Source organism: Paenibacillus ihumii (assembly GCF_001403875.1).
Lineage (GTDB): Bacteria > Bacillota > Bacilli > Paenibacillales > Paenibacillaceae > Fontibacillus > Fontibacillus ihumii.
The window spans coordinates 3218635-3243554 of sequence record NZ_LN884299.1; the positions used below are offsets into that span (position 1 = coordinate 3218635).

General features: G+C 46.7%; 41 protein-coding genes. 5 read left to right on the top strand and 36 right to left on the bottom strand.

Annotated features, from left to right (window positions below; translation table 11 throughout):
* Positions 1-2 precede the first annotated feature (2 nt).
* The 19 genes from BN2762_RS21605 to BN2762_RS21675 all read right to left on the bottom strand — a co-directional run bounded on the left by BN2762_RS21605 (position 3) and on the right by BN2762_RS21675 (position 8644).
* Positions 3-653, bottom strand: a complete 651-nt coding sequence (locus tag BN2762_RS21605; protein WP_055108928.1) for a hypothetical protein — start codon at positions 651-653, stop codon at positions 3-5.
* Positions 654-1418 carry an MBL fold metallo-hydrolase gene (locus BN2762_RS21610; RefSeq protein ID WP_055108929.1) on the bottom strand — a complete coding sequence of 255 codons (765 nt, stop codon included), beginning with the start codon at positions 1416-1418 and terminating at the stop codon, positions 654-656.
* Entirely contained in the window at positions 1408-1872 is a 465-nt protein-coding gene (locus BN2762_RS21615) for a hypothetical protein (RefSeq protein ID WP_055108930.1), read from the bottom strand. Before BN2762_RS21615 ends, BN2762_RS21610 begins: the two co-directional genes overlap by 11 nt.
* Positions 1869-2111 carry a hypothetical protein gene (locus BN2762_RS21620; protein WP_055108931.1) on the bottom strand — a complete coding sequence of 81 codons (243 nt, stop codon included), beginning with the start codon at positions 2109-2111 and terminating at the stop codon, positions 1869-1871. Before BN2762_RS21620 ends, BN2762_RS21615 begins: the two co-directional genes overlap by 4 nt.
* Complete coding sequence (locus BN2762_RS21625; RefSeq protein WP_055108932.1) at positions 2095-3030, bottom strand: RecT family recombinase; 936 nt, start codon at positions 3028-3030, stop codon at positions 2095-2097. Before BN2762_RS21625 ends, BN2762_RS21620 begins: the two co-directional genes overlap by 17 nt.
* Positions 3031-3044: 14 nt before the next feature.
* Positions 3045-3194, bottom strand: a complete 150-nt coding sequence (locus BN2762_RS28360) for a DUF6906 family protein (protein ID WP_392391584.1) — start codon at positions 3192-3194, stop codon at positions 3045-3047.
* 5 nt (positions 3195-3199) lie between these two features.
* Positions 3200-3472 carry a hypothetical protein gene (locus BN2762_RS21630; protein WP_055108933.1) on the bottom strand — a complete coding sequence of 91 codons (273 nt, stop codon included), beginning with the start codon at positions 3470-3472 and terminating at the stop codon, positions 3200-3202.
* Positions 3473-3503: 31 nt separating this feature from the next.
* Positions 3504-5087: an AAA family ATPase gene (locus BN2762_RS21635; RefSeq protein WP_055108934.1), complete on the bottom strand. Its 1584-nt coding sequence runs from the start codon at positions 5085-5087 to the stop codon at positions 3504-3506.
* Positions 5088-5131: 44 nt separating this feature from the next.
* Entirely contained in the window at positions 5132-5350 is a 219-nt protein-coding gene (locus tag BN2762_RS21640; protein ID WP_055108935.1) for a hypothetical protein, read from the bottom strand.
* A gap of 10 nt (positions 5351-5360) precedes the next feature.
* Entirely contained in the window at positions 5361-5618 is a 258-nt protein-coding gene (locus BN2762_RS21645; protein WP_222861105.1) for a hypothetical protein, read from the bottom strand.
* Between the two features lie 57 nt (positions 5619-5675).
* Positions 5676-6224: an AP2 domain-containing protein gene (locus BN2762_RS21650; RefSeq protein ID WP_055108937.1), complete on the bottom strand. Its 549-nt coding sequence runs from the start codon at positions 6222-6224 to the stop codon at positions 5676-5678.
* Between the two features lie 110 nt (positions 6225-6334).
* Positions 6335-6490 (bottom strand): hypothetical protein, encoded by a 156-nt coding sequence (locus BN2762_RS27020; RefSeq protein ID WP_154674779.1) that lies wholly within the window; start codon positions 6488-6490, stop codon positions 6335-6337.
* Positions 6491-6507: 17 nt separating this feature from the next.
* A complete protein-coding gene (locus BN2762_RS21655; RefSeq protein WP_055108938.1) occupies positions 6508-6771 on the bottom strand; it encodes a hypothetical protein in 264 nt (87 codons plus the stop codon).
* Positions 6759-6890, bottom strand: coding sequence for a hypothetical protein (locus BN2762_RS28100; protein WP_262362835.1), 132 nt, complete (start codon positions 6888-6890; stop codon positions 6759-6761). Before BN2762_RS28100 ends, BN2762_RS21655 begins: the two co-directional genes overlap by 13 nt.
* Positions 6871-7032 (bottom strand): hypothetical protein, encoded by a 162-nt coding sequence (locus tag BN2762_RS27025; protein ID WP_154674780.1) that lies wholly within the window; start codon positions 7030-7032, stop codon positions 6871-6873. Before BN2762_RS27025 ends, BN2762_RS28100 begins: the two co-directional genes overlap by 20 nt.
* Positions 7029-7271 (bottom strand): DUF7667 family protein, encoded by a 243-nt coding sequence (locus tag BN2762_RS21660; protein ID WP_055108939.1) that lies wholly within the window; start codon positions 7269-7271, stop codon positions 7029-7031. The genes BN2762_RS27025 and BN2762_RS21660 overlap by 4 nt, the downstream gene beginning before the upstream one ends.
* A gap of 69 nt (positions 7272-7340) precedes the next feature.
* Positions 7341-8066, bottom strand: coding sequence for a BRO family protein (locus tag BN2762_RS21665; RefSeq protein ID WP_055108940.1), 726 nt, complete (start codon positions 8064-8066; stop codon positions 7341-7343).
* On the bottom strand, positions 8044-8388 hold the full coding sequence (locus BN2762_RS21670; protein WP_055108941.1) for a hypothetical protein: 345 nt from the start codon (positions 8386-8388) through the stop codon (positions 8044-8046). Before BN2762_RS21670 ends, BN2762_RS21665 begins: the two co-directional genes overlap by 23 nt.
* A complete protein-coding gene (locus BN2762_RS21675; RefSeq protein WP_055108942.1) occupies positions 8357-8644 on the bottom strand; it encodes a helix-turn-helix domain-containing protein in 288 nt (95 codons plus the stop codon). The genes BN2762_RS21670 and BN2762_RS21675 overlap by 32 nt, the downstream gene beginning before the upstream one ends.
* Positions 8645-8887: 243 nt before the next feature.
* On the opposite strand from BN2762_RS21675, the gene BN2762_RS28225 reads away from it, so the two are divergent.
* The 5 genes from BN2762_RS28225 (at position 8888) to BN2762_RS21695 (ending at position 11561) form a co-directional block, all read left to right on the top strand.
* Entirely contained in the window at positions 8888-9580 is a 693-nt protein-coding gene (locus BN2762_RS28225) for a helix-turn-helix domain-containing protein (protein WP_074048665.1), read from the top strand.
* 214 nt (positions 9581-9794) lie between these two features.
* Positions 9795-10013, top strand: a complete 219-nt coding sequence (locus tag BN2762_RS26275; protein ID WP_074048666.1) for a helix-turn-helix transcriptional regulator — start codon at positions 9795-9797, stop codon at positions 10011-10013.
* A gap of 246 nt (positions 10014-10259) precedes the next feature.
* A complete protein-coding gene (locus BN2762_RS21685) occupies positions 10260-10820 on the top strand; it encodes a hypothetical protein (RefSeq protein ID WP_055108943.1) in 561 nt (186 codons plus the stop codon).
* A 98-nt stretch (positions 10821-10918) separates the two neighbouring features.
* Positions 10919-11113, top strand: a complete 195-nt coding sequence (locus BN2762_RS21690; protein WP_055108944.1) for a type II toxin-antitoxin system HicA family toxin — start codon at positions 10919-10921, stop codon at positions 11111-11113.
* 64 nt (positions 11114-11177) lie between these two features.
* Positions 11178-11561, top strand: coding sequence for a type II toxin-antitoxin system HicB family antitoxin (locus tag BN2762_RS21695; protein WP_055108945.1), 384 nt, complete (start codon positions 11178-11180; stop codon positions 11559-11561).
* A 101-nt stretch (positions 11562-11662) separates the two neighbouring features.
* On the opposite strand, the gene BN2762_RS21700 is transcribed toward BN2762_RS21695, so the two are convergent.
* The 17 genes from BN2762_RS21700 to BN2762_RS21775 form a co-directional block, all read right to left on the bottom strand.
* Entirely contained in the window at positions 11663-12364 is a 702-nt protein-coding gene (locus BN2762_RS21700) for an N-acetylmuramoyl-L-alanine amidase family protein (RefSeq protein ID WP_055108946.1), read from the bottom strand.
* Positions 12361-12627, bottom strand: a complete 267-nt coding sequence (locus BN2762_RS21705; RefSeq protein WP_055108947.1) for a phage holin family protein — start codon at positions 12625-12627, stop codon at positions 12361-12363. The genes BN2762_RS21700 and BN2762_RS21705 overlap by 4 nt, the downstream gene beginning before the upstream one ends.
* A gap of 23 nt (positions 12628-12650) precedes the next feature.
* Positions 12651-12899 carry a hemolysin XhlA family protein gene (locus tag BN2762_RS21710; RefSeq protein WP_055108948.1) on the bottom strand — a complete coding sequence of 83 codons (249 nt, stop codon included), beginning with the start codon at positions 12897-12899 and terminating at the stop codon, positions 12651-12653.
* A 74-nt stretch (positions 12900-12973) separates the two neighbouring features.
* A complete protein-coding gene (locus tag BN2762_RS26280; protein ID WP_083485066.1) occupies positions 12974-13111 on the bottom strand; it encodes an XkdX family protein in 138 nt (45 codons plus the stop codon).
* A complete protein-coding gene (locus tag BN2762_RS21715) occupies positions 13111-13479 on the bottom strand; it encodes a hypothetical protein (protein WP_055108949.1) in 369 nt (122 codons plus the stop codon). The genes BN2762_RS26280 and BN2762_RS21715 overlap by 1 nt, the downstream gene beginning before the upstream one ends.
* A gap of 15 nt (positions 13480-13494) precedes the next feature.
* On the bottom strand, positions 13495-15111 hold the full coding sequence (locus BN2762_RS21720; RefSeq protein WP_055108950.1) for a hypothetical protein: 1617 nt from the start codon (positions 15109-15111) through the stop codon (positions 13495-13497).
* A 2-nt stretch (positions 15112-15113) separates the two neighbouring features.
* Positions 15114-16202, bottom strand: coding sequence for a siphovirus ReqiPepy6 Gp37-like family protein (locus BN2762_RS21725; RefSeq protein ID WP_055108951.1), 1089 nt, complete (start codon positions 16200-16202; stop codon positions 15114-15116).
* A gap of 2 nt (positions 16203-16204) precedes the next feature.
* Positions 16205-17062, bottom strand: a complete 858-nt coding sequence (locus BN2762_RS21730; protein WP_055108952.1) for a distal tail protein Dit — start codon at positions 17060-17062, stop codon at positions 16205-16207.
* Positions 17063-17073: 11 nt separating this feature from the next.
* Positions 17074-21480, bottom strand: a complete 4407-nt coding sequence (locus BN2762_RS21735) for a phage tail tape measure protein (protein ID WP_055108953.1) — start codon at positions 21478-21480, stop codon at positions 17074-17076.
* Between the two features lie 18 nt (positions 21481-21498).
* Positions 21499-22029 carry a hypothetical protein gene (locus BN2762_RS21740; protein WP_148499981.1) on the bottom strand — a complete coding sequence of 177 codons (531 nt, stop codon included), beginning with the start codon at positions 22027-22029 and terminating at the stop codon, positions 21499-21501.
* A gap of 58 nt (positions 22030-22087) precedes the next feature.
* Positions 22088-22681 (bottom strand): major tail protein, encoded by a 594-nt coding sequence (locus BN2762_RS21745; RefSeq protein ID WP_055108955.1) that lies wholly within the window; start codon positions 22679-22681, stop codon positions 22088-22090.
* A gap of 5 nt (positions 22682-22686) precedes the next feature.
* Complete coding sequence (locus tag BN2762_RS21750; protein WP_055108956.1) at positions 22687-23064, bottom strand: DUF3168 domain-containing protein; 378 nt, start codon at positions 23062-23064, stop codon at positions 22687-22689.
* Positions 23061-23453, bottom strand: a complete 393-nt coding sequence (locus BN2762_RS21755) for an HK97-gp10 family putative phage morphogenesis protein (RefSeq protein ID WP_055108957.1) — start codon at positions 23451-23453, stop codon at positions 23061-23063. Before BN2762_RS21755 ends, BN2762_RS21750 begins: the two co-directional genes overlap by 4 nt.
* A 57-nt stretch (positions 23454-23510) precedes the next feature.
* Positions 23511-23873, bottom strand: coding sequence for a phage head closure protein (locus tag BN2762_RS21760; RefSeq protein ID WP_055108958.1), 363 nt, complete (start codon positions 23871-23873; stop codon positions 23511-23513).
* Positions 23848-24105 (bottom strand): hypothetical protein, encoded by a 258-nt coding sequence (locus BN2762_RS21765; protein ID WP_055108959.1) that lies wholly within the window; start codon positions 24103-24105, stop codon positions 23848-23850. The genes BN2762_RS21760 and BN2762_RS21765 overlap by 26 nt, the downstream gene beginning before the upstream one ends.
* A 10-nt stretch (positions 24106-24115) precedes the next feature.
* Positions 24116-24379, bottom strand: a complete 264-nt coding sequence (locus tag BN2762_RS21770) for a head-tail connector protein (RefSeq protein WP_074048668.1) — start codon at positions 24377-24379, stop codon at positions 24116-24118.
* A gap of 10 nt (positions 24380-24389) precedes the next feature.
* Positions 24390-24854 carry an Ig-like domain-containing protein gene (locus tag BN2762_RS21775; RefSeq protein ID WP_055108960.1) on the bottom strand — a complete coding sequence of 155 codons (465 nt, stop codon included), beginning with the start codon at positions 24852-24854 and terminating at the stop codon, positions 24390-24392.
* Positions 24855-24920 lie beyond the last annotated feature (66 nt).

Here is a 24920-nt window from a genome sequence, read left to right on the forward strand (position 1 = left end):
GTTCAAGTAAATTGCTTTGCGTGCTCCACGATACGCCCAGCCATCCGGTCGATCAATTTCTCATCTATCGTTGAGCCGCGCCAGTCGCCTAGAAGTTCCTTGACCTCCGCGTGTAGCCTTTCCTCCGGTGATTGCTCGACGGTGTAACCGTTGGCAAGGGCTTGAATGAGTTGCCCGCCGTTCTCCCGTGAGTAATTTTTAAGGGTGACCAACCGATTCGATGGTGTTCCTCCATTAGATAAATCTCTTGCTAGATACCTCATAATGTAGTCGTTGTCGTGTCCTTCATCTCTAAAAGATTCAATAGCTTCAGCAACATCCCGGGGCAGCATGACCTTTTCACGCATCGCATTCAATTCATTTTGTATATCAACCAATGTCTGCGCATGTTTGGCCAGATCGTTGATCGCCTTATCCCGCTGTTGAGCAATTAATTGGCTATTACGCCACAAGTTCGTAAATTCGTTTTCAGGGATTTCTTCAATACTTGGCAAATAAACAAACTTGCCGGCATAATCCCGGGGCATAAAGATTTCTCGTGATTCCTCGTCATAACCAATAATTGTTCCTATATCAATTGTCACTCCACCATTTGGTACGTACAGATTCCTGTAGACCATTGGCGTCTTAACAACCGCATATTTGTAGCCCATCTAAACCACCTCCAGAAAATAATCTCGTTTATTGATAAGTCCCTTTTCAAACAACGCCATCCGGACCGCGTGGGAGGCGAGCTCCGGCGTATTGTTATTGCTGCTAAGATGCGTCAGATAAATCCGCTCGCCTCGGCCCTTAACCAGCTTTTGCAGCGCTGCCGCTGTCTGATCGTTGCTCAAATGTCCTCGATGTGGGTCAGATATCCGATCCTTGAGATAGTCGTCGTATGGACCATTCTGCAGCATCTCCACGTCATGATTGGCCTCGACGATGTAGACGTTGCTGCCCTCCATCATTTCGAGCATTTCGTCGTCGATCTGCCCGGTGTCGAATACCACGCAAGCGTTATTGCCCCAGCCATCCTCAACCACATATCCAACTGGCTCATAAGCGTCGTGGTGGACCTTAAAGGGGTAGACGTGCAAATCGTCGCCAATCTCGATCCTTTCGTATTTGCTCCACGTGGTTTCAAGCACCCGGCGCAACTCCTCGTCTACGCCGGATATGCCTTTCCATTCGCCATCCGTGGCCCATACCGGGATACGGTACTTGTTGGCTAAAGTCAGACCCTTGATATGATCTCCGTGAGCATGTGTCACGAATATGCCTTGGATGTCCGTCGCCGCGTTGATGTTGTTTGCCAGCAGCCGCTTTTCCAGATCACGCTTCCACTTGCCGGCATCGATCAGGATGCCTGTTGTTTCGCTTTGAAGATGGATGCAGTTTCCGTCAGAGCCGGTTGCGATGATGCTAACCCTCATCGTCATCATCCTCAAACAATTCATCAAAGCACTTGCCGCAAACGCCCGATATGATTAACTCCCTATCATCTGCTGATAGATAAGGGAATGTATGCTGTGCATGAGCTCCATCTTTGTACTGTTGCAGATCACTCCGTCTGACAGGTATTACCTGAGTCATCGCGCAAATGCTACAAGGGATATGCAACTCTTCAGTTTCAGGCACTGTTTCTTTATGATTCTCAAACATTACAGAATTGAAGTGATATCCGGGAAACTCCTGCAGGTAAACATCCGTATGCCATCCTCCGACATCAGTACGCTCAACCGTGTAAACCTCACCTTCAACTAATCCGATCTCTCTTGCTCGTTCAGGTTCCCAGTCATGCCCATTCTTGTTCAGAAACCTGACTCTATCACCTTTCTGTGAGTAAATATTCATAGTTGGCGGCGGTTCAATAAAGTTAAAGTTCATATGCTCCTCTCCTTCTTGATCCGTTCTTTCCAGGCCCTATCTCCCAGGCAGCGGGCAGGAGTTACCTCGTAATATCTGCGTCCCTGCACGTAAGAGACATATAGCCCGGTGCTGCGCTCATAGTACATGCCGTTCAGGACTGGCTCCCCGGCCGGAGCCGGAGGCGGCTTGTCATTACTACTGCCTCCGAATAAGTCCAACTCCAATTGCACGGGCACCTGGTTAGATTGGGAGTTCATCTTGCTCCGCCTGCTTCTCGGCTATGTGCAAATCCAAAACCTGCAGGTAAGCCTTAATCTCGTTTACGGTAGGGACTTTGCCATTGAACTTGAAATGTTTGTCCATGTGCTCGTCTCGCTTAGCTTTATTGGTTAGACCAAGCTGGGCTTGCTTTTGCATAATCTCTGCTCGCAGTCTCTCCATCTCCAATGAATCGTCTGCCGGCGGTGGCGTCTGCTTTGGTTCCTCTGCTGGTGGCGGTGTCGTGGCTGCAGTTGATGAGTTAGCTTCCGCGGTAATGTCCCGACGTTCCGGTTCGTATTCAAGTGCAGACGCACCCGACCCAGGAATTTCTTCCTCGCTTATATCAATTCCGAACTGCCCTTTCAAAGCCCGCTTTGCCACATGCTTCTTGAACATGTCAGCCGTGTATTTTGTCCACATCGTTTTTTGATTCGTAATCTGGCTATTTAAGAAGTGTTCAACTTCGCTCCAGTCCATCAGCACGGTGAATGGAGGATAGCCATTTCGATACGCAATTGCATATGCACCAATAACTTTTCCGCGTGGAAATCCAATTTCGTGTTCGACAATGACCCATTCATCCTCACGCTTCCCTGTTTTCTCGTTGTAAACAGTGGATTTTCTGGCCTTGAACGTGTCGTTATCGCACACAACTTGGGCGTCATACCCTCTGTAACCATCGTGCTGTTTTGCTAGGTACGCAATTCCCTCGATACCAATTTGTAAAGACATTTTTCCTTGATAGACAATGGCGTAAATATGGTTAAGGAATGGATTAAGACCTGATGCATGTGCCGTCCGCAAGAACAATTGAAACTGGGAGTCTGTTGTTCCTGCAGCGAGTGTATGCTTCATTGTTTCGATATCTTCAATACTCCAATTCCCGACAGTAGCTAGTTGTTTTGAAGATGCCATATGATGAATGCCTCCTATAAGAAAATGATTTTAGTCGTGCCTATATATCGATGTACTAGATAAAGCCGATCGGGCTCAGCCCGCTGAACTAGCCAGTCACCCGGCGTTCCGACATTGGCGGCAATGATCTTTTTCTGTGCTAGAGTTGGGCGCTTACCTCTCATTCCGCTCACCCCCGAGCGTAAAACTTTTGGAATGGCTTTCCTGTATCCTTCGCAAGCTGTTTGCGTTCTCGACGTGAGAGAATGCGACCGAACTCCTTTGCGATTGCCGTTGCAATAGCCGACGGGCCGATGCTGCCGCGTTCATATGCCTTCTTGTCAGAAGCCGGGCGTTTGAAACTGCGACGAGATTTGAAAACGGCATAATCATGGGCGGCGCCTGCTTGCATTGCGGCTTTTAGAGCATCTTTTTTATTGGAAAAACGATTAGTATTTTTCATAGATAAGTCCTCCTAGAGATAGTTTTATAGGTTAGGCAGCGGTAATGTCTTCCGTTTCGATTTTGAATTCTTGACCTTTGATTGCTCGGGCCGTGATCAGCTGGCCGTAGACTGCGATCTCGCCCGTATACTCGCCGATACCGTCAATAAAAGTAGGAACGATAAGTTCGGATTGCTTGAACAGTACCTCAGTGAGCTCCAGACCCGCAGCGATCTTCTCGCCTGTGGACAGTGCAGCATAGTCCTTACCGTCCATTTGGATGCTGAAATCCGGCTCGTATTCACCAGTGGTCTTCACGTATTTAAAGAGTCGGATTTTGAGTCTAGTGAATAGCGACTGGACTTTTTCAGCCTGCAGTTCGGCTTCCTTCGCGCGGTATGCCTTGATTGCGTCCAGAATGAAGATAGACTCTTTGAGTGCAGCGAGCGTGTCGTCCTCAGCCTTCTTGGCTGCCTCGACATCCGCCTGCAGTCGTGCCCGGACCTCCTGAGCTTTGATCGAATCCTCTAATGCATCCCGCTTCCGTTCAAGCTCACGCATTTCGTTCCAGAGGTCTGAGACGTCGACCTCCTCCACGCCAGCCAGCTCGGCCTCTAACTCCTTACGCTTGGCTACGGCCTTAGAGTGCTCGGCATGAAGCTCATGTTTCCGCTTTTCCTTGCTGTCGGTTGCAGCTTTACGCGCTGCGTCGTCAAATGGCCGCTGGCAGGTCGGGCAGGCGTCTTCGATTGGCTCGGAGTAAACCTTCATGTACCGATCTTTGGCAGCTTCAACGGCCATGCGAGCCGCAGCGAGTTTACCCATAACAGATGAGCGTTCTTGATTGGTTTGCTGGGCCGCTTCAATCTGCTCGTTGATCTTCTTGATTTGTTCCAGCAGCGTGGCAGATTCAGCTTTGACAGCCTCAATATCCTCTGGCGCATCCGGCAGGCGGTCATACTGTTCCCGCAGCGTCTTGGTTCGACTTTGAGCGGCGATGTGCTGCTTCTCCAGCTTCGCTTTCTGGCCCCCGGTCCCGCCGTGAATCTTCTGGAGATCGTCCAGGGAATGCTTTTTCGTCAGCTCGTCGAGCTTGGCGGCAGCAGGGTTGTGGACGATATCCTTTACCTTCTGTTCAGGATTAGTCCGGCTCATTTCTGCGAGTACATCGGATTTAGCTGGAGGTAAAGCGTGCTTCATTACCTGCTCCCGCTGCTTAGTCCAGTGTTGGGTGAAGAAGAACCCGGGATTATATAAGGAAAGGAATTCTTCTTTGCTAAAGAGCTCGGCCACTGCCGCTTCATATTCCTTGGCCTTTGCAGGCACATAACTGATGCAAAATTCATTGACCCCGTTTTCGTTAATTTCTCGGGTGAAGGTCATTTCCTCGCCATCGACCGATAATCTAAGTGACGCATATACCCGATCAAACTCGTATGTTGTAGGCGATGGGTTGAATCTATTTCCAAATAAATCAGTACCGAAGAATATCCAAGCCGGGGCTTCCCCGAATGTCGTCTTGCCTTCTCCGTTCCGGCCGGACAGTTTGGTGATATCTCCATATTTTTCATCCAGCTTTCGTATCCCGGCGAAGTTCTTCAACTCCAATTGGATGAACCGAATTTGCTTAGCCATTCACGATCCTCGCTTTCCGTGGTATTATTGGGTTGGATTATTTTTTATTGACCGCTCTCTTGGGCGGCTTTTTTTCTGACTACAACAGCGCCGTACTTAGCTTCGATCAGTTCAAGCTCCGCTATCAGGTGTGCTCTGATTTCTGGATTTGTTTCGGTCTGTAACCAGTCCAAAACATACAGGTAATTGTTTAGATCGATACGAATTACAGCCGGCAGATTGTTATAGATTTGCTTGATTAGTGCGGCAGGAAATTGGGACATCGGCAGCCTCCTACAGTTCGTCGAGCTCTTGCTCGAGCAGTTTGATTTCTTCTTCGACTTGATTCAAGACGGCTACTTTGGCGTTGGCTGCGAGGCGTCTGAAATCGTAACTATGAATCCGAACAGATCCACGGCCGTCCCCGTTTATTTCAATAGTGCATTTACCTTCGCTGCGCTTAATAAAGTCTTTAAGCACTCCGATCTTTTTTACGATTTCCCGGGCTTTATCGACCCTTTCGCCCAGGTACTGCAATGTTTTTTCGTCCATGCTTTTCCCTCGTTTCGTTGATTTTTGGGCTAAAAACCCCGTTTTTGGCAAAAAAAATTATAGCCTCCCTGTTTTGGAGCTCGCTTCTTTAGAAAAAGGCATATACTTTGCTCGCGCTTCTTTGGCCGCTTGATCAGCTTCGCCAACTGTGTCATAGCGGCCGATGTGGATTGATTTCCCTTGAACCACTACTGATACGCTCCATTTTCCATACCGTTTATCCCAGCTAACTCCCCTTGCGCCCGAAGTGTTGTTTCTTTGATTCCTTGCTCTGTTTTGTTGATTGCCTGATCTAGTAACAATCCTTAGATTTCTATCAGTGTTATCCAATGTATTGTTGTTGAAGTGATCCACCTGCATATTTTTCGGGCACTTGGTAATCCATCTGTGAAGATACATGGTCGATATCCTTCCATCCGAAAGTTTGATCCTGCCAGCGCAATAGAAGCTTTTTGTAATAGGGCTCCAGTTTGCATACCAAGTTCCTTCGTATGATTGAGCCAGAGGAAGCTTGGTAGTGCTGATCAATGTTTCCATTCGGCCATATCGAGGGCTATTAAGAACGATGGCAGTTACTTCGCCGCGAACCCAGTACATGTTCTTCATATTCCTTACCTCCTTCCTATTCGCAATCCTCACACTTCCGCGGATACCCCGGCTCCTCGCCGTCGATCAGTAGCCCGCAGCATTCACAGAGCAGACCGTCCAGCACCATTTCAGCAGCTTCTCCCATCGTTTTCCTCACCTCCCTCCAAGCGCTCCACAAGCCCGCTATCACGCTCCTGCTTGTAGGCTGATAATTCATCCTCCTGCGGCTTTCGGCGCTGCTGCTCGCCCCACAGTGGCTGGGAGAAGCGATCAAGATCAGACATAGCCACCCCGCACCTCCTCAGACGTAATGCTGCAAACTCTGGTAGTACGAGATTAGCCCCCGCTTTTTAAGCTCCAGATATTTGTTCTGTACTACCCGCTCTGTCTTACCGAGAGCAAACGACATCGCCCGCCGACCATCATGCTTGTAAAACTTGCACAAATAGGACAACTCATCTTCCGTAAACCGCTGACCGTGTTTTTCATGAAATTCCGGGTGATACATCATCCGGCCTAAGTTGTCATATTGGATACCATCATCTTCTATGGCTAGGCCAGCCATGCGAACCACACTCCCCGCTGCACCTTCCCAACGAAGTCCCCGAAGGTTATGCCGTAGCGGGCGCCAATATCGAAGTGTTCAAAATAGGTTCCGAGCCGATCAAGCAGTTCGTCTGGCATGCTGCTCACCCCAATTTGCAAAGTACATTTCGCGGTGTTTCCGGTACTGCTGCCTGGCCCATCCCGCCACTTTAAAACGATTATTCGCCCTGGCGAAGGCTTCGATCCGAAGGAACAGGACCATCTTTTCTACAGTGTTCAAGTGCATTTCGCCTCCATTTCATCGAGTTTCATACAAAAGTGTTGAAGTAGATCGTCATTGCCGATGCACTGTGCTGCATAAGCGGCTTCTTTATAGCCGTCAATCTTTTGCACAAGATCAGCGTTTGCCCTGAGACAGTGCATCATTTCGCTGGCTTCGAATGGGTTTAAGCCGCCCTTCAGCATTTTTATTGTTAGCTCAGCCACCCGGCGATGTACCGGGTGAACCATTATGGCCATGCCATCGCCATCCTTTCTGATTTATTTCCTTGCATATTCGATTTTCAAAGATCAGGTTGTGCTATTTACTTAAGCCGTTTGCTTCGTCAGCAATAAGCGGAATGTCTCTCTGCCCTTGGGAGTAACCATCGTTTGTGTCCCAGCCTTATTACCGCGTTCCCATTCTTTAAGTTCAAACAAGTTTGGGACATGCTGGGCGTAAGGCTTGAGTGCCCCTTTGCCGTCACGGAAGACATACCCGCGATCTAGCAGCCAATTGATAAACTCCCGCTCCTTGACTTTCAGCTCCTTGGCCGTGTCCCTGAAGCTAGTAAGGAGGTTCCGATCGACCAGAGCATCGAAATACTCCGCCTTTGGCTGCATGATGGCGATTTGTTCATTTGCCTTGCGGACCGATTCAAGCGTGATCCGAAACATAGCTTTCGTTTGTTCATCCGCATGCGGCAAATAAGTTTGAATGAATAAATCGTCGTTTGCCACATACCCGCCTGTCTTGCGGATCGTCGGGAGGACTTCATGCGTTATCCAGCGTTTGAATTGCTTTGCTTCTGGCTTGCGACTACGCAGGATTAAGGAGTACAGGCCGGGTTCGTTGATGATCAGCGGTTTTCTCCCTGAACCCGAATACTGTTCGTGTTCGGATTTTTCATCATCATCCAAACCTAGCAGGGCTTTATTGGTGTCAGTTAGCTCAAGCACCTCGCAAACATCCTTTGCAATCCACCAAGGCTGGCCGTCCTTCTCGATCACTCGCACTTCCTGACCATTGAATTTATATATCTGTGGTTCGTTCATTCTCGCCACCCTTTCTATTTCGAGACCGGAACTTTTCGATGACTGCAACCAACTCCTTAATCATTTCGGTTGCTTGGTCCAGACTTTCTCCATAGAAGAAAGTTTGATGACGGAGATCAAAGGTTTTTCGTGCAATAGTTGAAAATGCGCTATGGATTCGATAGTCATCTCCAAGGATAGGGCTGACATGTCTTCTGATTTCATTCATCAGCTCGTATCTGGATGCTTTAAGCGGCAATTGTTGTTTCCGTACTTCCTCAATAATTTCAGCTTTAAGGGCTTCTAATTGCTCAGGTGTTAGCACTATAGCATTTGGATTCATTCGAACCATCCTCTCCATTACCATCTTCGTTACCTAGTGGTAACGGGTCTTCAAAAATAAATAGGTCATTAAGACCCATTTCTCTGCAAGCGTTCAAAAGACCAGCTATGAATTCATTTCCGGGAGATCTTTGCCCCCGTAGAACACGATATACTTGTGTCCTTGAAACACCGATTTTTTCAGCTAGTTCTGATTCGTCCCAACCTTTAGATTGCATGTATGCTTCAATATTCTTAAGGTTAATCTCCATTCGCATGTTTTCACCCCCTCAGCGTGTATATTCCATTACCTTATGGGAACACTTATAAAGTACCACACCTATACCATATGGTAAAACACCGAAAATGGGAATATTCGTTCCTATGCGGTGATTTTCAAATGATTTTACCACTCGGTAACGTTTTTTCGTTGTTTTTCTTTACCTATTGGGAATTTTCATGTATATTTACAAGTGTGATGCTTAAAGAAATTACTTTTTTTGAATTGGAGTGTACCAATAATGAGTTCAAATTTCGGCATATATTTAAAATCACTGCGTGAAGAAAAGGGTTTAACACTTAATCAATTAGCAGAATTATCAGGTGTAAGTAATGCACAAATATCCAGAATAGAAAATGGCTTACGTGAGTTACCTAGACCAGAGACAATAAGGAAATTAGCAGCGGGATTAAACACTTCCCAAACTGACCTAATGGAGAAAGCGGGGTATTTTGAAGGTTTAGACACACAAAAAAAATCCGGTGTAAAAAACTATTTACGAATTCAAGAAGCTCTTGATGCTACTATCAATGAGTTGATCAAAGAGGCGTACGAGTCGGGGCAAGATAAAGAAGTATTCAAAACTATTGGTAAATTTCTTCACGATGATCTTGAACACTATCTTGAAGAAAAAGAATTAGAAAAACTTCCAACTTCTTTAGAGGATATTGCGGATTTTATAAGATTTTGCGATATGAGCTTGGAAACAAAAGCAGATTTCATTCAATTTCTAAAGAAAAATATAGTCAAAGAAAGCCCTGCCCCGAACGAAGCCGAGAAAGAGCTTTTCGATAGATCGCTTGATTTATCAGACGAGGAAATCAAGCAACGCTTTGATTTTAAAGTTGATGGTCACGATCTGACAGAGGAGGAGTATCAGCGGATGATTGCTGCCGTTCGTGCTGAACGATTGTATCGGAACAGCCAGCAATAACTCTTTTTAAATATTCTGGATCCTTGCCCATCACCTCAGATAACTTACTTAGGTCAATACTTTTTTTTTGAATAGGTCATCACTCCTGGGTTATGTGCTAATATTTTCCGATGTGATATAAGACGAGCATACCACAAACACGAACAAAAAACGAGAACAAACGTTCCTGAAAATAAATGATATATTTCCTGAAAAGAAAGGTGGAATTGATCAATTGGCATACTCCCGAGGGAGGTGCCTGCTGCAATATTGGCTTGATCATCGAGGCATGAGCCAAGCAGAATTTGCGCGACGTATAGGCTGGTCAAAGCGCATGGTATCATACTGGTGTAGCGATGAGCGTCTCATGAGTGTTGAAGCTATGTACACCGCTTCGGTGATCTTGGAGATCTCTATGGAGAGTCTGTATCAATGGCGAATCTCCGCCGAATAAAGCAGGCGTCGCGGGTAATCAACCGCACTCCCCCGGATGAATTGGGAACGTATAGGTTCCCACACCTTTCAATAATTCTAACCTCCCCCTCATTTCTATTACATAATTTTAACGCGACTTAAAGCTTACAAAAGGACATTTCTCGGACAAATCATCCCCTCTCCTAGAAAATTTCCTTGTTTGGCATAGAAACTTTTTCCTAGTTCTGGTAGACTGGTCTTTAATAAATCCGAACCGGAGGAAGTCATGAAAAAAACATTACTCATCTTGCTTTTTGTATCACTGCTGGCTGGATGTGGAGAAGTAAAAAATACCGAAGCTAAAGATAGTGGTACTGTGAAGCAAACTAAAACTGACAAGAGATCACCTGAATTGAAATTCGTCGAGGATGATCTGGATAGCTTGATAAGAAGTACAAGTTCGCTCGTTGACCAGACTTGGAAAACATCTGTCGCCGAGTCAATCGATAACTATCAATTCGGATTATTAAGCGCCGAATCTACAATTTCTGATCTTGAGTTAGCGAAGCAGCAGTATAATAGTAAAATCACTGAGCTGGAAGGTTTTGAAACTCCTAACGATCTTGAATTAACCGCATCCGCTAAGATTTTTTTGGATGGAACAATCGAGAATCTATCCAAAGCAATTCAGGGGCGAGTAGAGGTTATCGATTATTTAATTGACTCGGTTAATAAAGGGTCATTAGGCCAAGATACAGTAAAAGAAATTGAGAGTAGGTTAATTGTACCGAACACTTATTTACAACAAGCGGCTAACAGCTATGCTAATCTACTTGAAAACATATAATCAACGCAAAAACCACCGAGGCGTAATGCCTGTGGTTTTTTTAATTAGTATTGCAATACGTATTGATACGTATTATAATTAAATTAGGAGGTGAGGGGATGAGAAGTTATTCTTCAAGAGAGGTCATCAAAATATTAAAGAATAACGGATGGTATTGGGTGAAGACAGTCGGTGACCATTGGCAATTTAAACACCCAACCATAAAAGCTAAGGTCACAGTGGTACATCCTGAAAAGGACTTGGCAATACATATCTTAAAGGATATTGAGAAGAAGTCGGGGCTGAAGTTCTAGCCCCTCCCCTCTTCTTTAAAAATAAAATAAAGTAAATATAATAAAAGTGAAAGGAATGATCCCTTTGAAAAATGAGTTTCAATATGTAGCTGTTCTTGATTTTTCAGGGAAACATATTGCGATTACTTTCCCAGACTTAGAAGAAGCTATATCTCAAGCCGATGACATTGAGCAGGCTATCCGTAGAGCTGATGAAGTTCTCAAACTAACTATTGAAAGCCGGATAGATGATAATGAGGAAATTCCTGAGCCCACACCATTAAATAAGATCGATCTACAGGAAGGACAGCGCACGATCGTTGCCAAATGTCATCTAAAAGAAAAAATAAAATACGATAAGAAAACACTGACCATTCCCCATGATCTAAATGTCGCTGCTGAAGCTGCTGGTTTGAATTTCTCGCAGGTACTTCAAAAGGCATTGCGTGAAGAATTGGCAGATAGGTAAATAAAAAAAGGAGCCCCACGACCGTAGTCGCAGGGCTCCTTTTTACCGGTGTTTCCGGATTGCATATCAGGGGTGCTGATATCTTGACCATATTATACCATTTATTTAATCAATCTTCCAAGTATAGTTCCCAGCGTTCCGATATCAACTGGATCGGTCGCTTTCCATTCTGGACTGATTTCAGCATTCTTGATTAGCCATTCCCGGCCCTTCTCTTTCCACTCAGGCGCTTTTATCACGACTAACCCCTCCCTTCGCTTTAAACCTAGGTATTTCGCAATCCCGGACACGTGTCCCTGGATAATTGCATCGATCACTTCTGGCCGCTTCAGCCTAGCCGCATCGCTGGCCACATCAATGAACAGGTTCTCGGTAAGCACTGCCGGCATTTTACTCTCCCGGACCATGTGCAGGTTCTTGGACTTTTTACCACGATCGATCACACCAAACGGTTTAAGTGCAGTGAGGATCTCGCCATGCAGCACGTTTTGAAATGAAGTACTCGCTGTTGTTGCCGAAGAGTAACGGAACGTCTCGAAGCCTCCAGCACCGCCGCCGGCATTGCAATGGATGGAGACCAGGAGGTCGGCGCCAGCTTTGTTGGCTAAGTCGGTACGCTCCTTAAGCGTCAAATATACATCTGTACTCCGGGATAGTTGCACCTGAACGCCGTCATATTGCGATTCTAGCTGCTGCTTGATGCCGAGGGACACTGCAAGTACGATGTCCTTCTCTTGTAATCCGTATCCTACCGCCCCCGGGTCCTTACCACCATGGCCAGCATCGATAAATACTTTCTTCATTGTTCTCCACCTTTCCGGGCCTGCTTAATCGCCTGGTGACCAAAGACGGCAAATGCGCCGGCCAAGATGCCCTGGATCACTGTTTCCACGCCCCAACCCAGCAGCCCTACGGCAAATACAACAGCAAGTACCACAACAGCATAGATGATGCTCCAATCGGGTACCCGCGGGGTTTGCTTAAGCACGTACCCCAGCACCCAGCATGCAGCAACTACAATCAGCAACCTCGGGTCAATCAGTTCAAAGATCATGTTCCATTCCATTCAAAATCATTCCTCTCATTTTTTTATTTAAGTCCACCGGCGATAACAAAAGCGGCAATCGCCAAGATGAAAGCTCCTGCAAAGGTTCGCCAGAGCCATTTTTGACCATCTTCGATACGATTTAATCTCTCATGTGCAGATTTAGCAGATGATAGAGCTTTTACCGCAGTTTCGTTCGCCGATATTGCCCTATCTAGTTTTTCATTCATGTTGTCCACAGTAGTTTCTACCCTCGTGATTCGCTGTAACATTTCGGCTTGTACTCCATCCATCCCCCTACCCCCAATCCATTAAAATAGCCCCCGGGTATCCGAGGGCAAAATAAAAACGCCTTGCGGCGCTGCCTCTATGCATATTCAATGTCAGTAATCTGCTGGTACTGCTGCGACGTTATCATTTTGGCAACAACAAACGTTTTTAAGTTCTCAGGTGTATATGCTGGATGGCCGTTGTCGTAAAATCGCTTGATCGATGCAAACCACATTACTCAGCACCTCCCTTCAAGGTCGCTACTTCCAGCAGCAGATTGCCGACCGTGTCTTCCAGCGTGGCGATCGTTGCTTTATCAGCGGCATTTTCTAGGAGTAGGTTGCCCAGGTCGGATTCTAAAGCCGTTACCTTGTCAGCAATTTCGTTATCCGGAATCTGTACAGGCAGAACTTCGTAATTATAAAACATCTCTCCTGTACTAAGATTTATCATCAGCACAGGGTACATTCCTTCTGGCGTCTCGGATATTGGCAGACTCTCCACGTGTAGCCCGTTTTCTTCTATCTGTTCTGGGTACGGATTGTGAATAATAGCTTTAACTTTTGCTATGTCGCCGACCAAATCATGATAAATAGCGAACATATTACATCCCTCCTATTAGGCATATTGTATCCTTCCTGAGATTGATACTCTTGTACCTATCCACTGACTATGTCTATTGCTAAACACAACTTTTAATTGAAGCTGTTCGTTCCAATTAAAGGGGGTTGTTATGTTAATAGGACTAGACCTTATACTGCTACTGTATACATATAGCTGTAAAACCTTGGTTTCTAAGTTTAAAAAAAACGCCATCGTATACGTTGTCCGGCCTGTCTTGCCCATAAGCTGTATAAATTGATTATTACTATCCACAAGGGCTAGGGTTGCAAATGTTTGATATATATCCTCATGTTCTATCGTTTGAAATGTGTTGATAATTGATTCGGTGGCATCCGAGGAAAATGATATATACCTAACTCCTCTCGGTAATGTTAATAAATCTATGGTGCTGAAGGAATTGGGAGGTAAATCTCTCAGTTGATTATGGTATGATAACTCGGCTAGTCCTCCGGGCGAGACGTTACCGCTAACTCCAAAAATATCGATCCCCGATCGGATATTGCTGGAAATTAAGTCGGGGTCCCCGATTACATACCCACTTCCGTTATGGTGCCCTGCCGGGATAGCTTTATTTACCGTGGATGGTGTAATGATTTGTGCCCCGTTGTTGGCCATAGTCCCAGTGATAATCCCGCTTTCAGTTCCAATCGTCTTTCCTTTTAATACGTCCGCTGCTACGGCTGTTCCATACTCCCCCCCTTCACCCTGTAAGATAAAAGCCGTTCCACTGTACACGAGAGTGTAAACAGAATTAGACTTCAAGTTGCCAGCTGCTACCGCATTACCATTCCCTTTAAGTATGTTCCTAGCGCCAAGTCCGTTGACGTTTAGGGTAGCCGCCCCTGTATTGGCCGCATTAATTCGAACTGTAACCCGAAGACCTTCTACAAGAGCAGTCGGGGCCGGGGTTGGTTTGACCGAGTATGCATTCCCGCTGTTGGTTGTTACGCCATATCCCCCGGTCAGCACTCTATTGTCTACATACTCAGTCGTTGCAAATCCCTCATCCTGCACCGACTGCATGAAATCTTGCCATTGCTGTTGGTATTCAGCCGTTTTAGTATTGAGCCACGCCTGGAACTGGTTAAATATTGACGTGGTATCCGCCTGATCTATTAGAGCTGTAACGATCCCGCACACTTGGTTATTCAAACGCTCATCTGTGATGTTTTCGGGTTTAATTATCGAAGTGTTCGCCAGAACCCGTATTTGGGCCAGACTCAGGTCGTAGATATTACCGGATCTCACCAAAGCCGGAGCGGCTGGGGACGTTGCCGGGAGACCCTGCACCACAAGCGCCCGGATCGCCCGTACAGGCGCCGAAGTGTCAAGACGAAGAATCACCCGGTCAATCCGGTCCTGCGTGGTAGCGGGCTGAATCGGCAGCGAGAGGGGCTCGTCGTATACGCTGTACATATACCCATTAATCCAGCCATACCCGAGTTCTACGTTTACATTAGCGTCCTGCCCGCTTGCCGTAACCTTAAGACGAGTTCCACCGAGGAAAACGCCGTTACCTATGAATCGCGCGAAATACTCGGCAAACTCTCTGGCCGGATATTCGCGCATATCGTCGGCTGTACTATCAAAAAAACCTGATTTCTGCGGCAATATCATTCACTCCTTTTTACATTGTTCTCTAGCTTATTCATTGCTGTTTTAATAGTGGGGATTTCATCACCCAAAACAATCTCTAAACTGCTCGCCGGTTCATAAATTTCCTTGACCTCAGTGATCCGGCTGTCCATTGTTAGGCCCCATTTTTTATTTTGCAAAGTGACCCGGTCGCCCAAATCCCAATCCTTTTGATAGACAAAGCTGCCGGTATCCAGCACCTGCCCATTGTAGGTTGTTATGCGTTTCAACTCCGCAAGCTTCTGCTCCCCCATCTCGACCAACTCCAGAATGTCTTCCGCCGAGCTGCAGTCCAGAAATGCTTCCCTGCGATTAAGTCCTGTGCCGCCGCCGACCATTTGGATTAGGCGATCTTCTTCCTCGCCTTTTCCTCCAGCGTAACCAACGTTTTTATATTGCAGATAAGAGTCCATATACTGCTGAGATTTAATGTTGTCGAACTCGTGCGAGAAGATTACTGGAGGTAGCGCAGACTGACCCGCAGTTAGGTTTCGCCCTTCATAAACATCGAATATCCACTTTTTTGCGGCATAGTCCAGACGTACAAACCAACCTATGTCGCACCACTCCGCAATCTCCTGTATCACAACGTCAAGCGGCTCGAATCGCGTCTGCCAAGGCGTCTGCTTTCCCCTCTGCTGATCTGGAGCAATAGAAAAGACCGGGATATTCCGATCTAGATAAATACTATTCGTTAGGTGGTTAGCAATATAGTGCTTCATGACGGTTTCGGCTGGGCCTCGGATACGATCGTATGCATCCGTCACCGTTATTCTACGATTTAGGACACCGCCCAAGGTAGGCCCCTTAACCACCAGTGTCTCTATGCCTTGTTCATCCTGGACAATCTCCCGTTGAATGATGATTCCTGACTTCTCGGGATCCTTACCAACTACAATAATCCGGTCAATCTGCAGAGCGTCAACATTTTGTTTGCCGAGCGCTATATGCATTTCCCATTCACCGGCACGGTAAAAACGCCGCGTGAACTGCAAACTCTCATAGTCGTCGATCTCTCCAAGGAGATTAAATTGGGTATCCAGCACGCGAACCGATGGAGCTGCCATAGTCATCCCCCCAAATACTTGTTATACCAATAGATAGTAACCGTAGCAGCTTGTTGTTCCGACTCGTATTCAGAACCATACTTTAGCATGTTCCGTCCGGGTTTTAGCTGGAAGAAGGTGCTGCCTAAGTCGATCCAGTTAAATACATTCGTCCGGGTTCCGTCATCATTGAGTACCTCGACACGTTTATTACCAAAGGCAGTACTGATGATCAACGTATCTTCTGCTGTTAAGGTATAATTGACTTTGATGTATTCCCCGGTCGTCTCGTTCTCCACAATAGGATTTGTTGCTGGCCCCTTGTAGTGGATCTCGACCGGGGTCTCAACATCTCCAGAGTTTATAAATGTGCCGCGATAAGCAGAAAATGCAAACTGAGTCGGGAGGCGAAGTGCAAAGTTCAACCCTCCCGCCTCGAATCTTAACCCCTTTACTGTCTGATTTTCGTCACGCCAGTATGGATCGTTTGCGATAAAATTAACCACAAAGAGATTGGCATGGACATGTCTTTCTCCAAAGTTGACCCCCTCTTCGGGGATCGCAGGTATGGCATAGTTACGGGCATCATTGGAATAAATCAGCCTGCCGGGCCCCAACTTTGGATTTAAAATTCTAGCCAACTCCCGGCGACGCTCGTATAGCTCCAATTGACTCTTCGCATTAATAAATCCTTGCAACGGAATTAGTCTATCTTCCAGCTGCACGTCAACAAAACTACTACCATCCTGATATGGCGATCTGGTGCTTTTTATCTCCGCCGATACGTTAGAAGTACCATCAATTTTTTGCAGCACAAACGGCCCGGAGCTGTCGAATAACACCGTTTCGCCCCGGGCATTTACAAACGTAACTCTTTGCAATTCGACACCTCCTAGAAACCTGCTAATCTTTGAGCTGTTTTTGTGGCTGCTGCTGAAACCGCAGACGGCGATGTAACTGGAGAGTTGAAATTATTGGTCACAGAAACCACCGTTCCTCTGACCGATGGCGTAGAATCTCCTTTACTAACAGACGTGACAGTTCCATGGATAACAGGAGTTGAAGAATTCGATCCGCCGCCCCCTCCTGATGATGATCCGGATGACCCGCTGCCACCCCCTCCTACAGCTGGCGGTGATGCTGCCAGGGCAAGGGCTGCTGATCTAGCGGCGTCGATTTGTGCAATTACTCCCGCGATCATGGATGATATCTCGTCTACCTTCGGTTTAAATCCTGCCACTAACTTTTCACCCAATGTTTGCCCTGCAGCCTGATAACCTTCGCCAAACTCATCGAGGAGCACCAAAATTTCCTCTTGCTGATTCTGGATGATCATTTTCTCAGCTTCCGCCTGTAGGCTCTTGGCTTCTAGGAGCTTGTTGTAGTGCGCCTGTGTATCGGCGAGTTGCTGGTCTAGCGACGCCTTTTGCGCAGCGTATATGGCGTTAATGTTTGCCTGCTGGGCCTCGTATTCCTGGGCCATGATCTCCTTCTTGGCAATAAGCTGTTCCTTGATGGCCTGGGTTTCTTCGTCAAGCTTCTTCTTTAGGGCGCTTTGTTCTTCCTTTAGCGCCTCTTTCTTATCTTCAAGCTCCTGCTGTCGGTGTCGCTCGTTCATTTCAGCAATAACCTTATTCAGTTCGTCTTGGAGTTGCTTGCGGTTAAAGTCGTCATGCTCGTACTCAATTTTAGCCGATAGCCGATCAATCTTTTTTTGATCCTCTGCATCGAGCTCCTCGCGGCTCCGCTGCTTTTCAGCCTGATTGAGGGCGTCAAGCTCCTTTTGAATCGCTTCAATCTGAGCATTGTAAACAGCATTGATGCGCTCGATCTCGGCGTCCGCCGCCTTCTGTGCGGCTAAAACGCGAGCATTATAGACAGTCTTGATTGCGTCGAGTTGCGACCTCTTCCATTCTTCGTTTGCCTGCTGCTCTGCCTTTAGGCGCTCCTCCTCGGCTTTCCTTTCCGCCTGGTACTTAGCTTTAAGAGCATCTTGTACGGCCTTGGAAAAATTATTAATGTTATCGACCTGTGCCTTCTGTTCCTCTGCTGCTAATTTGAGAGTTTCGAGGTGATATTCCTTCTGTAGCTTCAGCCGTTCATTCGTAGCCTTGCGAATCTCTTCGGTGATTTCTCGTTCAATAGCTCTTTTTTCTGCAGCCGAATAACGATTGTCAGCCAGGATCTTCTCCAGATAGTTTTTATTGCTCCAGATTTGATCGTTCAGCAGCTTATCTTCGGCCTTAAAACGATCCTGCATATCATCCTTGATCTGGTTAATGTACTCTTTATGAAGCAAGATTTGTTCCTGTGTCAGGCCCTCTTCTAGCTTTAAACGTTCCTCGGCAGACAGTCCTTCACGTGCAAGCATGTCCTCATATGCGGCCTGCAGTTGCTGCTTCGCATACTCAAATCCATCCTTTCGCAGCTCTTTTTCACGCTCAGCTATCTGCTTCTTAACATCGTATATTTTTTCCTCGATGGCCATACGCTCATCCGCCGTTTTCACGTGAGCTTTTTGGATAGCCTGCAAAGTCTCCAGCTCGGATTCGAGGGTCATCTTGTCAAGCCGCTTTTTATGTTCAAGTTGCTTGTAAGCTTCGTCCAACGCTTCGTTGGAGTAACTTTTAGATTTAGTTGTAGTAGACTTTTTACCGCTGCTTTTACCCTTTCCTTTATTACCTCCACCGACAGATGGAATAATGATCGGCTCGAACTTGAAGTCTTCCGGTTTCATGTCTAGCAACGCCTGCAGGCTTGCCGCCTCTCCGCGTAAACGAGTTAATTCATCGTTCATTCGCGCTAGGGCAGATTCGGCAATCCCGGAAGATCCCGCTATTTTCTGGATAGATTCCGCGATCTTTATTGCCGACTCCTGCTTGGCAATCGCTGTTTGCTTCTCTTGCAATGCCTCCTGGGCCTTAACTTGTATACTCGCCCATTCCAATTGAATTTCTTGCTGTTTTACAAGTATCAACCCTTCAATTGCCTCCACATTTAACCCGGTAGCTGTAACAAACTGCGGAAATTGACGAGCTAATTCCTTATGCGCTGCTGTCCATTCATCCGATCCCTGCTTGGCAGACTTATATGTCTTTAATAAGTCGTTTACACCTCTTACTTCCTGTTGCCTTACCGCTATTTGTTTTGCTTGATCATTTATCTCTGCTGCGGTTGCTTTTTGTGCATCCTTGATAGCTTCAGTCAGATCATTATGTCTATCAACAAGATCATCCAGAGAGGCGGCAGCCATCTTTCCATTTTCATCTAAATATTGAAGCTCTACACCAAAATATCGAGCCTCTTCTTGTAGCTTTTTAAAAGAAACTCCCAGTTCTTCGGCTGTTAGAATAAGTGCTCTATTAAAGCGCCCTGTTCGTCCCTCATTGGATTCAGCTGCGATTTCAATGAACTTTTGGTATGTCTCAGTCAGTTCTTCGAGTTTATTTATTTCTTCTTGAGTTTGATTGATTTGATCACGGGTAATGCCGTTTTGTTGGATTTCCTGATACCTTAGATTAGCTTCTGCCAGTTCCTCGGTTGCCCTTTTAGCATCTTCCATTGTGGATTTGATTTGAACAAATATATCAATAAGCCCAGCTGCAGCCACGGCCGCTAATCCTATTGGAGTGCCGGCGAGAAACTTTATTTCGGTTCCTAACAACTTAACCACTGGAATGAGGGATGATATGCTGGTTGTTAGCTGTCCGGCAACAATCAGTAATGGCCCGGCAGCAGCTGCCATTCCCAAAATCGTAATGATCGTACGCTGCATCTCTGGGTCAAGATTCGCGAACCACTGGGCCCCAGCCTCAATACTTTCGAATAAAGGCTCCAAGGCGTCTAAAGCTGCCATCAACGCTGGTACAAGAGCATCCCCTAACGTAATGGCCGCGTCAACAATCCGGTTACCGAGTATCTGCAGTTGGGATGCTGTTGTCTCATAGCGTTGGCTGGCTTCGTTGGTCAGCGCCGTGTTTTCTTCCCAGGCCCTTGTTCCAAGTTCCATGGAGTTGCGGAAAAGATCGCCTGCATTAGAAGCACGAAGTAGTGCGTCTCGAACTCGAATCTCGGACAATTGAAGATCGTCCAAGACAGCAAAGGTGTTCTCGCCCGCCGCTGACATCTTGCCTAAACCTTCAATAAACGAGATCAAGGCACCAGCTGCATCCTGCTGGAAAGCTGTTTTAAACTGATCTGCCGACATACCGGCTACTGATGCAAAGGTATTTAGACTTCCGCTGCCAGTCATAACCGCTTGGGACATTTCGATCATTACACGGCTAAACGCCGAACCCCCGGCCTCTGCTTCAATACCTACAGAGGACAATGAGCCAGCAAGGGCGAGTATTTGAGCTTCGGTTAATCCAATCTGCTTCCCGGCCCCGGCAAGCCGTAGCCCCATCTCAACGATCTCGGCCTCCGTTGTAGCGAGGTTATTACCAAGGTCAACGATGGTTGCGCCTAGCCTGTCAAAGTTCTCCTGCGGCATCTGTGTAATGTTTGCAAGCCGCGCTAGAGCTGTGGCCGCCTGTTCGGAGCTCATATTCGTTGCTACACCCAAGTCGCTCATCGTCCGAGTAAAGCCCATGATAGCTTCATTCTTAATACCCAACTGCCCCGCTGCCTCAGCTACACCTGCAATGGCTGTCGCCGTCTGCGGAATTTCCTTTGACATATCTCGGATTTCTTGGCTAAATCGTTGAAACTCTTCTTCTGTTGCATCAACGGTCTTTCTGACGCCTGCAAAGGCACTTTCAAAGTCGATAGAGGCCTTAGTCGAAGCGACGCCAACTCCCAAAATTGGAGCCGTAAGGGTCATTGTTAACGCCTGGCCAGCGGCGTTCATCTGTCTGCCTGCCGCTTCCATTTTCTTAGCTGCTTCATCTACCGCTTTTGATGCTTTTTCCCATGCTGTAGTTTGCTTATTCAGTGCTTCTGTCGTGGTGTTAAGCTCATGGTGCAATTTATTGTATTGTGCAACCGCTTTGTTTAGCTTGATTTCAAGATTCTGTGTTTCCCTCGCATCTGCGCCCTTGGCGGCGGCTGTGGCCTCGTGTTGTTGCTTTAGTTTGGCAACCCGCTGCCCTTGAATCTCTAGTTGTTTACTTAACGAGTCGGCCTTTGTCTTTAAACCTTCCTGTTCCTTGGCGTATTCTCCAAGTTTGCTTGACGCTGCCGCAAATTCAGATTGCACAACCTTCATTTGCCTGCCCAACGCGGCCATGGACTGCTCTACTCCGGTATCATCGACCGTAATTTTCGTGACTAGATTCGATACTTCGATTTCGTCTGACATTTGTTCCTCACCTCCCGATTAGATGTACTGATCTATCCAAGCCTGCGCCCGAGTTTTTTCTGGTGATTCCGTTTCCTCCCAACCGTTCACGCGCTTGTGGATCGCCCACAACGAAAACAACTTGCGGGGCGTACTAGACCAAAAAACCGCCTCGCTCATTCCGAGCAGGACGGTTCCCATATAATAAAGCCAATCCCATTCCCAACCGGAGTCATCTAAACTATCAGGTTGTTGGGTCTGCTGGTTTGTAGTCTGAACAGCGCTTGAATCCGGCAAGGACAACGAAACTGCTTTGATTATTTTTTCGATTACTTCGAATCGATTAGTCACATCAATCAGATGATCTGCAGCGGCGACGCTTAACGTATCGTCCTCATGCCTCAATCCGAAATATAGCACCTTGGCCGTGTCGTCAAACGCATCAAGACGCACGCTTTTAATCGCCTTCGCAAACGATCCGTAAACCTGCTCTAACTCATATACCGCGTCCAGATCATAAACAAGATGACGGCGCTTATCTAAATCTATTGGTACTTTTTCAACCTTCACAACTTCACCCCCGGAATATAAAAAGAGAGAAGGCATATTGCCCTCTCTCTCGGATTTCCTATGGTGTAGGAATAGTGTCTGGTACATCGTCTGGAACAGCACTGAACCACGAAGTAATTAAGTCTGCGCTATCTGGATTGCTGCTATCCGCCCGGAATCTCCAGTTACCGTCATGAATACGTTTAAGGAATTTCGCCTGAATTGTTGGAGTCTGGAATGTAATTTCACCTTGTTTTGTTGTGGCTTCGTCAGTTGGCAATTGAAATTTGCCTTTTAAGAGCCAAATGTAGCGGATACTTCCGTCATTATAGGTACGCTTATACCCTAACGCTACCTCCGGCGCTTGGTCGTCTGCGTTGTCGATCAACATACCCTTATCATTCAGTCTCGCTCCTAACAAAATAGCATAGTCCTCAAAACTGATGTCTGGAACACCTATTTCTACAGTGATCTCTCCTAGGGCGTTAGCTGTTACTACCGGACCGTCATTGGCAAAGAGTGTTGCAGAGTTAATCGTTGGTGTAACATTGGCCGTGATTGCCAGGGCAAGCAATTTAGGTGTATCATACTCAACACCCGATTTATCATCTTTAATGAGTTTTGCATAATATACATCCTGCAATCCGACAGGAACTTTTACGACATCTGCCAAATCAATCAACCTCCAAAATGAGTTTTTGAATAACGTAAAACTTTGTGATAAATACCTTTTTCATTCTCGTTGAAATCCCGAGCTGCCCGCCGAAAAAAACCGAGCTCGTACATCGTCTCATTCACAGCTTGAGCGATTGGAAAGGTATTCCCGTTTGACCACACATCTACCTGAAAATGAATCTCGCTGCTAATAGATCTATCATTCGCAAACTTATTCTCATAGTTTGTGAGTTCGAAATAAGTTACGTAGGGCATTGAGATATCAGGAGATTGCTCTGGATAAACTTTTACATTTCCCTTCTCGTCTCTCCCCAACAAAGAAGCAAGCGCCGCATTGGATCGCAGCGCCTGGGTAATGGTTGATTTAAGATCAATCATCATCCTTGTTGCATCCCCTTTCTCTGGACACTTGCAAGGAGTTGAGCCACGCGAGCCTTATTTTCGTGAAAACTCGGATAGATGAAGGGTTGCGCTGGTGAATGTTTTGTCCCGAACTCTTCAAAATGCGCTCGCCAGGCGGTTTTTTTGCCAGGGCCAATGGAAACAACCCGCAGTCCATCAACCCGACGCACCGGACTGACTCGGATATCATCTCGCATATGCAAGTGATCGATCTTACTGACAGCGACTCTTTCCCGCTGCCCTTCTGCAAAAATTTCACCAGCTTCGCGCATTCCTTGGTTCTCCAGGCGAGAAATACCCGAGGCTAGTTTGCGCCGGATATCCGCAAGCATCTGATCGCCGCCCTGCAACTCTACCCCGCTAGCCATTAGATACCTCTGCAACGGCCAAACATGCGCAGACATTGGTTGATATACAAAACCCCGCTAGCCATTAGATACCTCTGCAACCATCAGGTGCGTCTCTGTGCGGTCATCATATACGTCATCAAGCACAGTCTTGATTTCATATATCCGATTATCCCTCTTATCAACCAGGCGCATATCCGATTTTATCCCTTCGCGGTAACGGATCTTATAGCGGACGGTTATTTCCGACTGCGCAGCATCCGCAGCAAAAAATTCTCGACCCCGTTGTAACGGCTCGCGATTGGCCCATATATCAAATGGAAAGACATCTTCCCACTCTTTAGGGTTAGGGATTGGATAGCCAGCATCATCCTCCGTTCGCCCTTTCTTTTGTATGGCGATCTTACGATTAAGGTCATTCGCCTGCAGCCGCTTCGCCATTCTCATCACCCGGTTTCGTCTGCTTGCTTGATGTTTTCTTCGATCCAGCCGCCGCTCTACCTTCCTGTTTTGGCTCGTCATCCCTTTTCTCTTCAACAACAGAGATAAAACCTTGTTTGAGAAGCTGCTCTGCCCGCTCTTCATTTGGTGGCACATGCGCTTCTCCCTGCCGGCAGTGTCGATGTCCATTGAACCGATCGCGGAAGTCTTTTTCAACCACGTATTTAGCCATGGTAATCACCTCAAATCCCGGTTTTTAATTGCAAGATTATACCTGTTAGCGACCGTTCTACTCGCTCGACTTCCTTCTCATCTCTTGCGCGTTCGCGGTGTACACGTAAGCAAACCGCAAGATTATACAAATTCGAGTCTTCTCCAGGCTTCGGTTTCTTGACCCCTGCATTCGCAAGATACCCCTCTGCGGCACCGACCAAAAGAGCGAGGACATCATCATCCTCGCTCCCGTCGATTCTCAAGTATGCTTTTGTTAATTCAAGTAAGCTCATTGATCATCACCTAGGTTCCGGCGACATTAACTGTCGCTGTTCCTACAACACCGTTAATTGCAGTAGCTGTAATAGTGGTTGCTCCTGGTCCTGCTGCAGTTATTTTCCCTTCTTCGTTGACAATAGCGACTGACTTGTCAGCGCTAGACCATGTAACCGATTGATCTGCCGTTTCTGGCAATACCGCCGCTTTTAAATAACGGATAACACCAATTTCGCTTAAATTATTGTTTTTTGGCGATATTTCCACAGATATCGGTTCACCCTCTGTCTCATCTATCTGTTCTACTGGCTCTAGCTCTGGTTCGGTTGTGGTAGCAATAGGTTCCGATAGTTCACTCTCACCTGTGCTATTTACAGCGGATACTTGATATGTGTACTCGGTGTTCGGCGCCAGATCTGAATCTTTAAAAACTTTCTCTGTCAATCCACTTTTGATTTTCTCTCCGTTTCGATAAACGTTATACGTTATCATGCTATGCCTCCTTTGGCCCTGAGCTCAAGGATAGTCCCAGGACAAGGTTATTTCAGTATCAGTCCT

Excerpts from the sequence above, each read along its gene's own strand:
- BN2762_RS21635 (WP_055108934.1), bottom strand. The coding sequence starts at position 5,087 with ATGGCTAAGCAAATTCGGTTCATCCAATTGGAGTTGAAGAACTTCGCC.
- BN2762_RS21685 (WP_055108943.1), top strand. The coding sequence starts at position 10,260 with ATGAAAAAAACATTACTCATCTTGCTTTTTGTATCACTGCTGGCTGGA.
- BN2762_RS21640 (WP_055108935.1), bottom strand. The coding sequence starts at position 5,350 with ATGTCCCAATTTCCTGCCGCACTAATCAAGCAAATCTATAACAATCTG.
- BN2762_RS21755 (WP_055108957.1), bottom strand. The coding sequence starts at position 23,453 with ATGGCTAGCGGGGTAGAGTTGCAGGGCGGCGATCAGATGCTTGCGGAT.
- BN2762_RS21655 (WP_055108938.1), bottom strand. The coding sequence starts at position 6,771 with ATGGCTGGCCTAGCCATAGAAGATGATGGTATCCAATATGACAACTTA.
- BN2762_RS21660 (WP_055108939.1), bottom strand. The coding sequence starts at position 7,271 with ATGGCCATAATGGTTCACCCGGTACATCGCCGGGTGGCTGAGCTAACA.
- BN2762_RS21710 (WP_055108948.1), bottom strand. The coding sequence starts at position 12,899 with ATGGATGGAGTACAAGCCGAAATGTTACAGCGAATCACGAGGGTAGAA.
- BN2762_RS21650 (WP_055108937.1), bottom strand. The coding sequence starts at position 6,224 with ATGAAGAACATGTACTGGGTTCGCGGCGAAGTAACTGCCATCGTTCTT.
- BN2762_RS21770 (WP_074048668.1), bottom strand. The coding sequence starts at position 24,379 with ATGAGCTTACTTGAATTAACAAAAGCATACTTGAGAATCGACGGGAGC.
- BN2762_RS21750 (WP_055108956.1), bottom strand. The coding sequence starts at position 23,064 with ATGATGATTGATCTTAAATCAACCATTACCCAGGCGCTGCGATCCAAT.
- BN2762_RS21690 (WP_055108944.1), top strand. The coding sequence starts at position 10,919 with ATGAGAAGTTATTCTTCAAGAGAGGTCATCAAAATATTAAAGAATAAC.
- BN2762_RS27020 (WP_154674779.1), bottom strand. The coding sequence starts at position 6,490 with ATGTCTGATCTTGATCGCTTCTCCCAGCCACTGTGGGGCGAGCAGCAG.
- BN2762_RS21735 (WP_055108953.1), bottom strand. The coding sequence starts at position 21,480 with ATGTCAGACGAAATCGAAGTATCGAATCTAGTCACGAAAATTACGGTC.
- BN2762_RS28225 (WP_074048665.1), top strand. The coding sequence starts at position 8,888 with ATGAGTTCAAATTTCGGCATATATTTAAAATCACTGCGTGAAGAAAAG.
- BN2762_RS26280 (WP_083485066.1), bottom strand. The coding sequence starts at position 13,111 with ATGTGGTTTGCATCGATCAAGCGATTTTACGACAACGGCCATCCAGCA.
- BN2762_RS21620 (WP_055108931.1), bottom strand. The coding sequence starts at position 2,111 with ATGAACTCCCAATCTAACCAGGTGCCCGTGCAATTGGAGTTGGACTTA.
- BN2762_RS21615 (WP_055108930.1), bottom strand. The coding sequence starts at position 1,872 with ATGAACTTTAACTTTATTGAACCGCCGCCAACTATGAATATTTACTCA.
- BN2762_RS28360 (WP_392391584.1), bottom strand. The coding sequence starts at position 3,194 with ATGAGAGGTAAGCGCCCAACTCTAGCACAGAAAAAGATCATTGCCGCC.
- BN2762_RS21645 (WP_222861105.1), bottom strand. The coding sequence starts at position 5,618 with ATGGACGAAAAAACATTGCAGTACCTGGGCGAAAGGGTCGATAAAGCC.
- BN2762_RS21675 (WP_055108942.1), bottom strand. The coding sequence starts at position 8,644 with ATGCGAATGGAGATTAACCTTAAGAATATTGAAGCATACATGCAATCT.
- BN2762_RS21630 (WP_055108933.1), bottom strand. The coding sequence starts at position 3,472 with ATGAAAAATACTAATCGTTTTTCCAATAAAAAAGATGCTCTAAAAGCC.
- BN2762_RS21605 (WP_055108928.1), bottom strand. The coding sequence starts at position 653 with ATGGGCTACAAATATGCGGTTGTTAAGACGCCAATGGTCTACAGGAAT.
- BN2762_RS21775 (WP_055108960.1), bottom strand. The coding sequence starts at position 24,854 with ATGATAACGTATAACGTTTATCGAAACGGAGAGAAAATCAAAAGTGGA.
- BN2762_RS21715 (WP_055108949.1), bottom strand. The coding sequence starts at position 13,479 with ATGTTCGCTATTTATCATGATTTGGTCGGCGACATAGCAAAAGTTAAA.
- BN2762_RS21610 (WP_055108929.1), bottom strand. The coding sequence starts at position 1,418 with ATGAGGGTTAGCATCATCGCAACCGGCTCTGACGGAAACTGCATCCAT.
- BN2762_RS21725 (WP_055108951.1), bottom strand. The coding sequence starts at position 16,202 with ATGGCAGCTCCATCGGTTCGCGTGCTGGATACCCAATTTAATCTCCTT.
- BN2762_RS21765 (WP_055108959.1), bottom strand. The coding sequence starts at position 24,105 with ATGGCTAAATACGTGGTTGAAAAAGACTTCCGCGATCGGTTCAATGGA.
- BN2762_RS21625 (WP_055108932.1), bottom strand. The coding sequence starts at position 3,030 with ATGGCATCTTCAAAACAACTAGCTACTGTCGGGAATTGGAGTATTGAA.
- BN2762_RS21700 (WP_055108946.1), bottom strand. The coding sequence starts at position 12,364 with ATGAAGAAAGTATTTATCGATGCTGGCCATGGTGGTAAGGACCCGGGG.
- BN2762_RS28100 (WP_262362835.1), bottom strand. The coding sequence starts at position 6,890 with ATGCCAGACGAACTGCTTGATCGGCTCGGAACCTATTTTGAACACTTC.
- BN2762_RS21670 (WP_055108941.1), bottom strand. The coding sequence starts at position 8,388 with ATGAATCCAAATGCTATAGTGCTAACACCTGAGCAATTAGAAGCCCTT.
- BN2762_RS21665 (WP_055108940.1), bottom strand. The coding sequence starts at position 8,066 with ATGAACGAACCACAGATATATAAATTCAATGGTCAGGAAGTGCGAGTG.
- BN2762_RS21760 (WP_055108958.1), bottom strand. The coding sequence starts at position 23,873 with ATGGCGAAGCGGCTGCAGGCGAATGACCTTAATCGTAAGATCGCCATA.
- BN2762_RS21705 (WP_055108947.1), bottom strand. The coding sequence starts at position 12,627 with ATGGAATGGAACATGATCTTTGAACTGATTGACCCGAGGTTGCTGATT.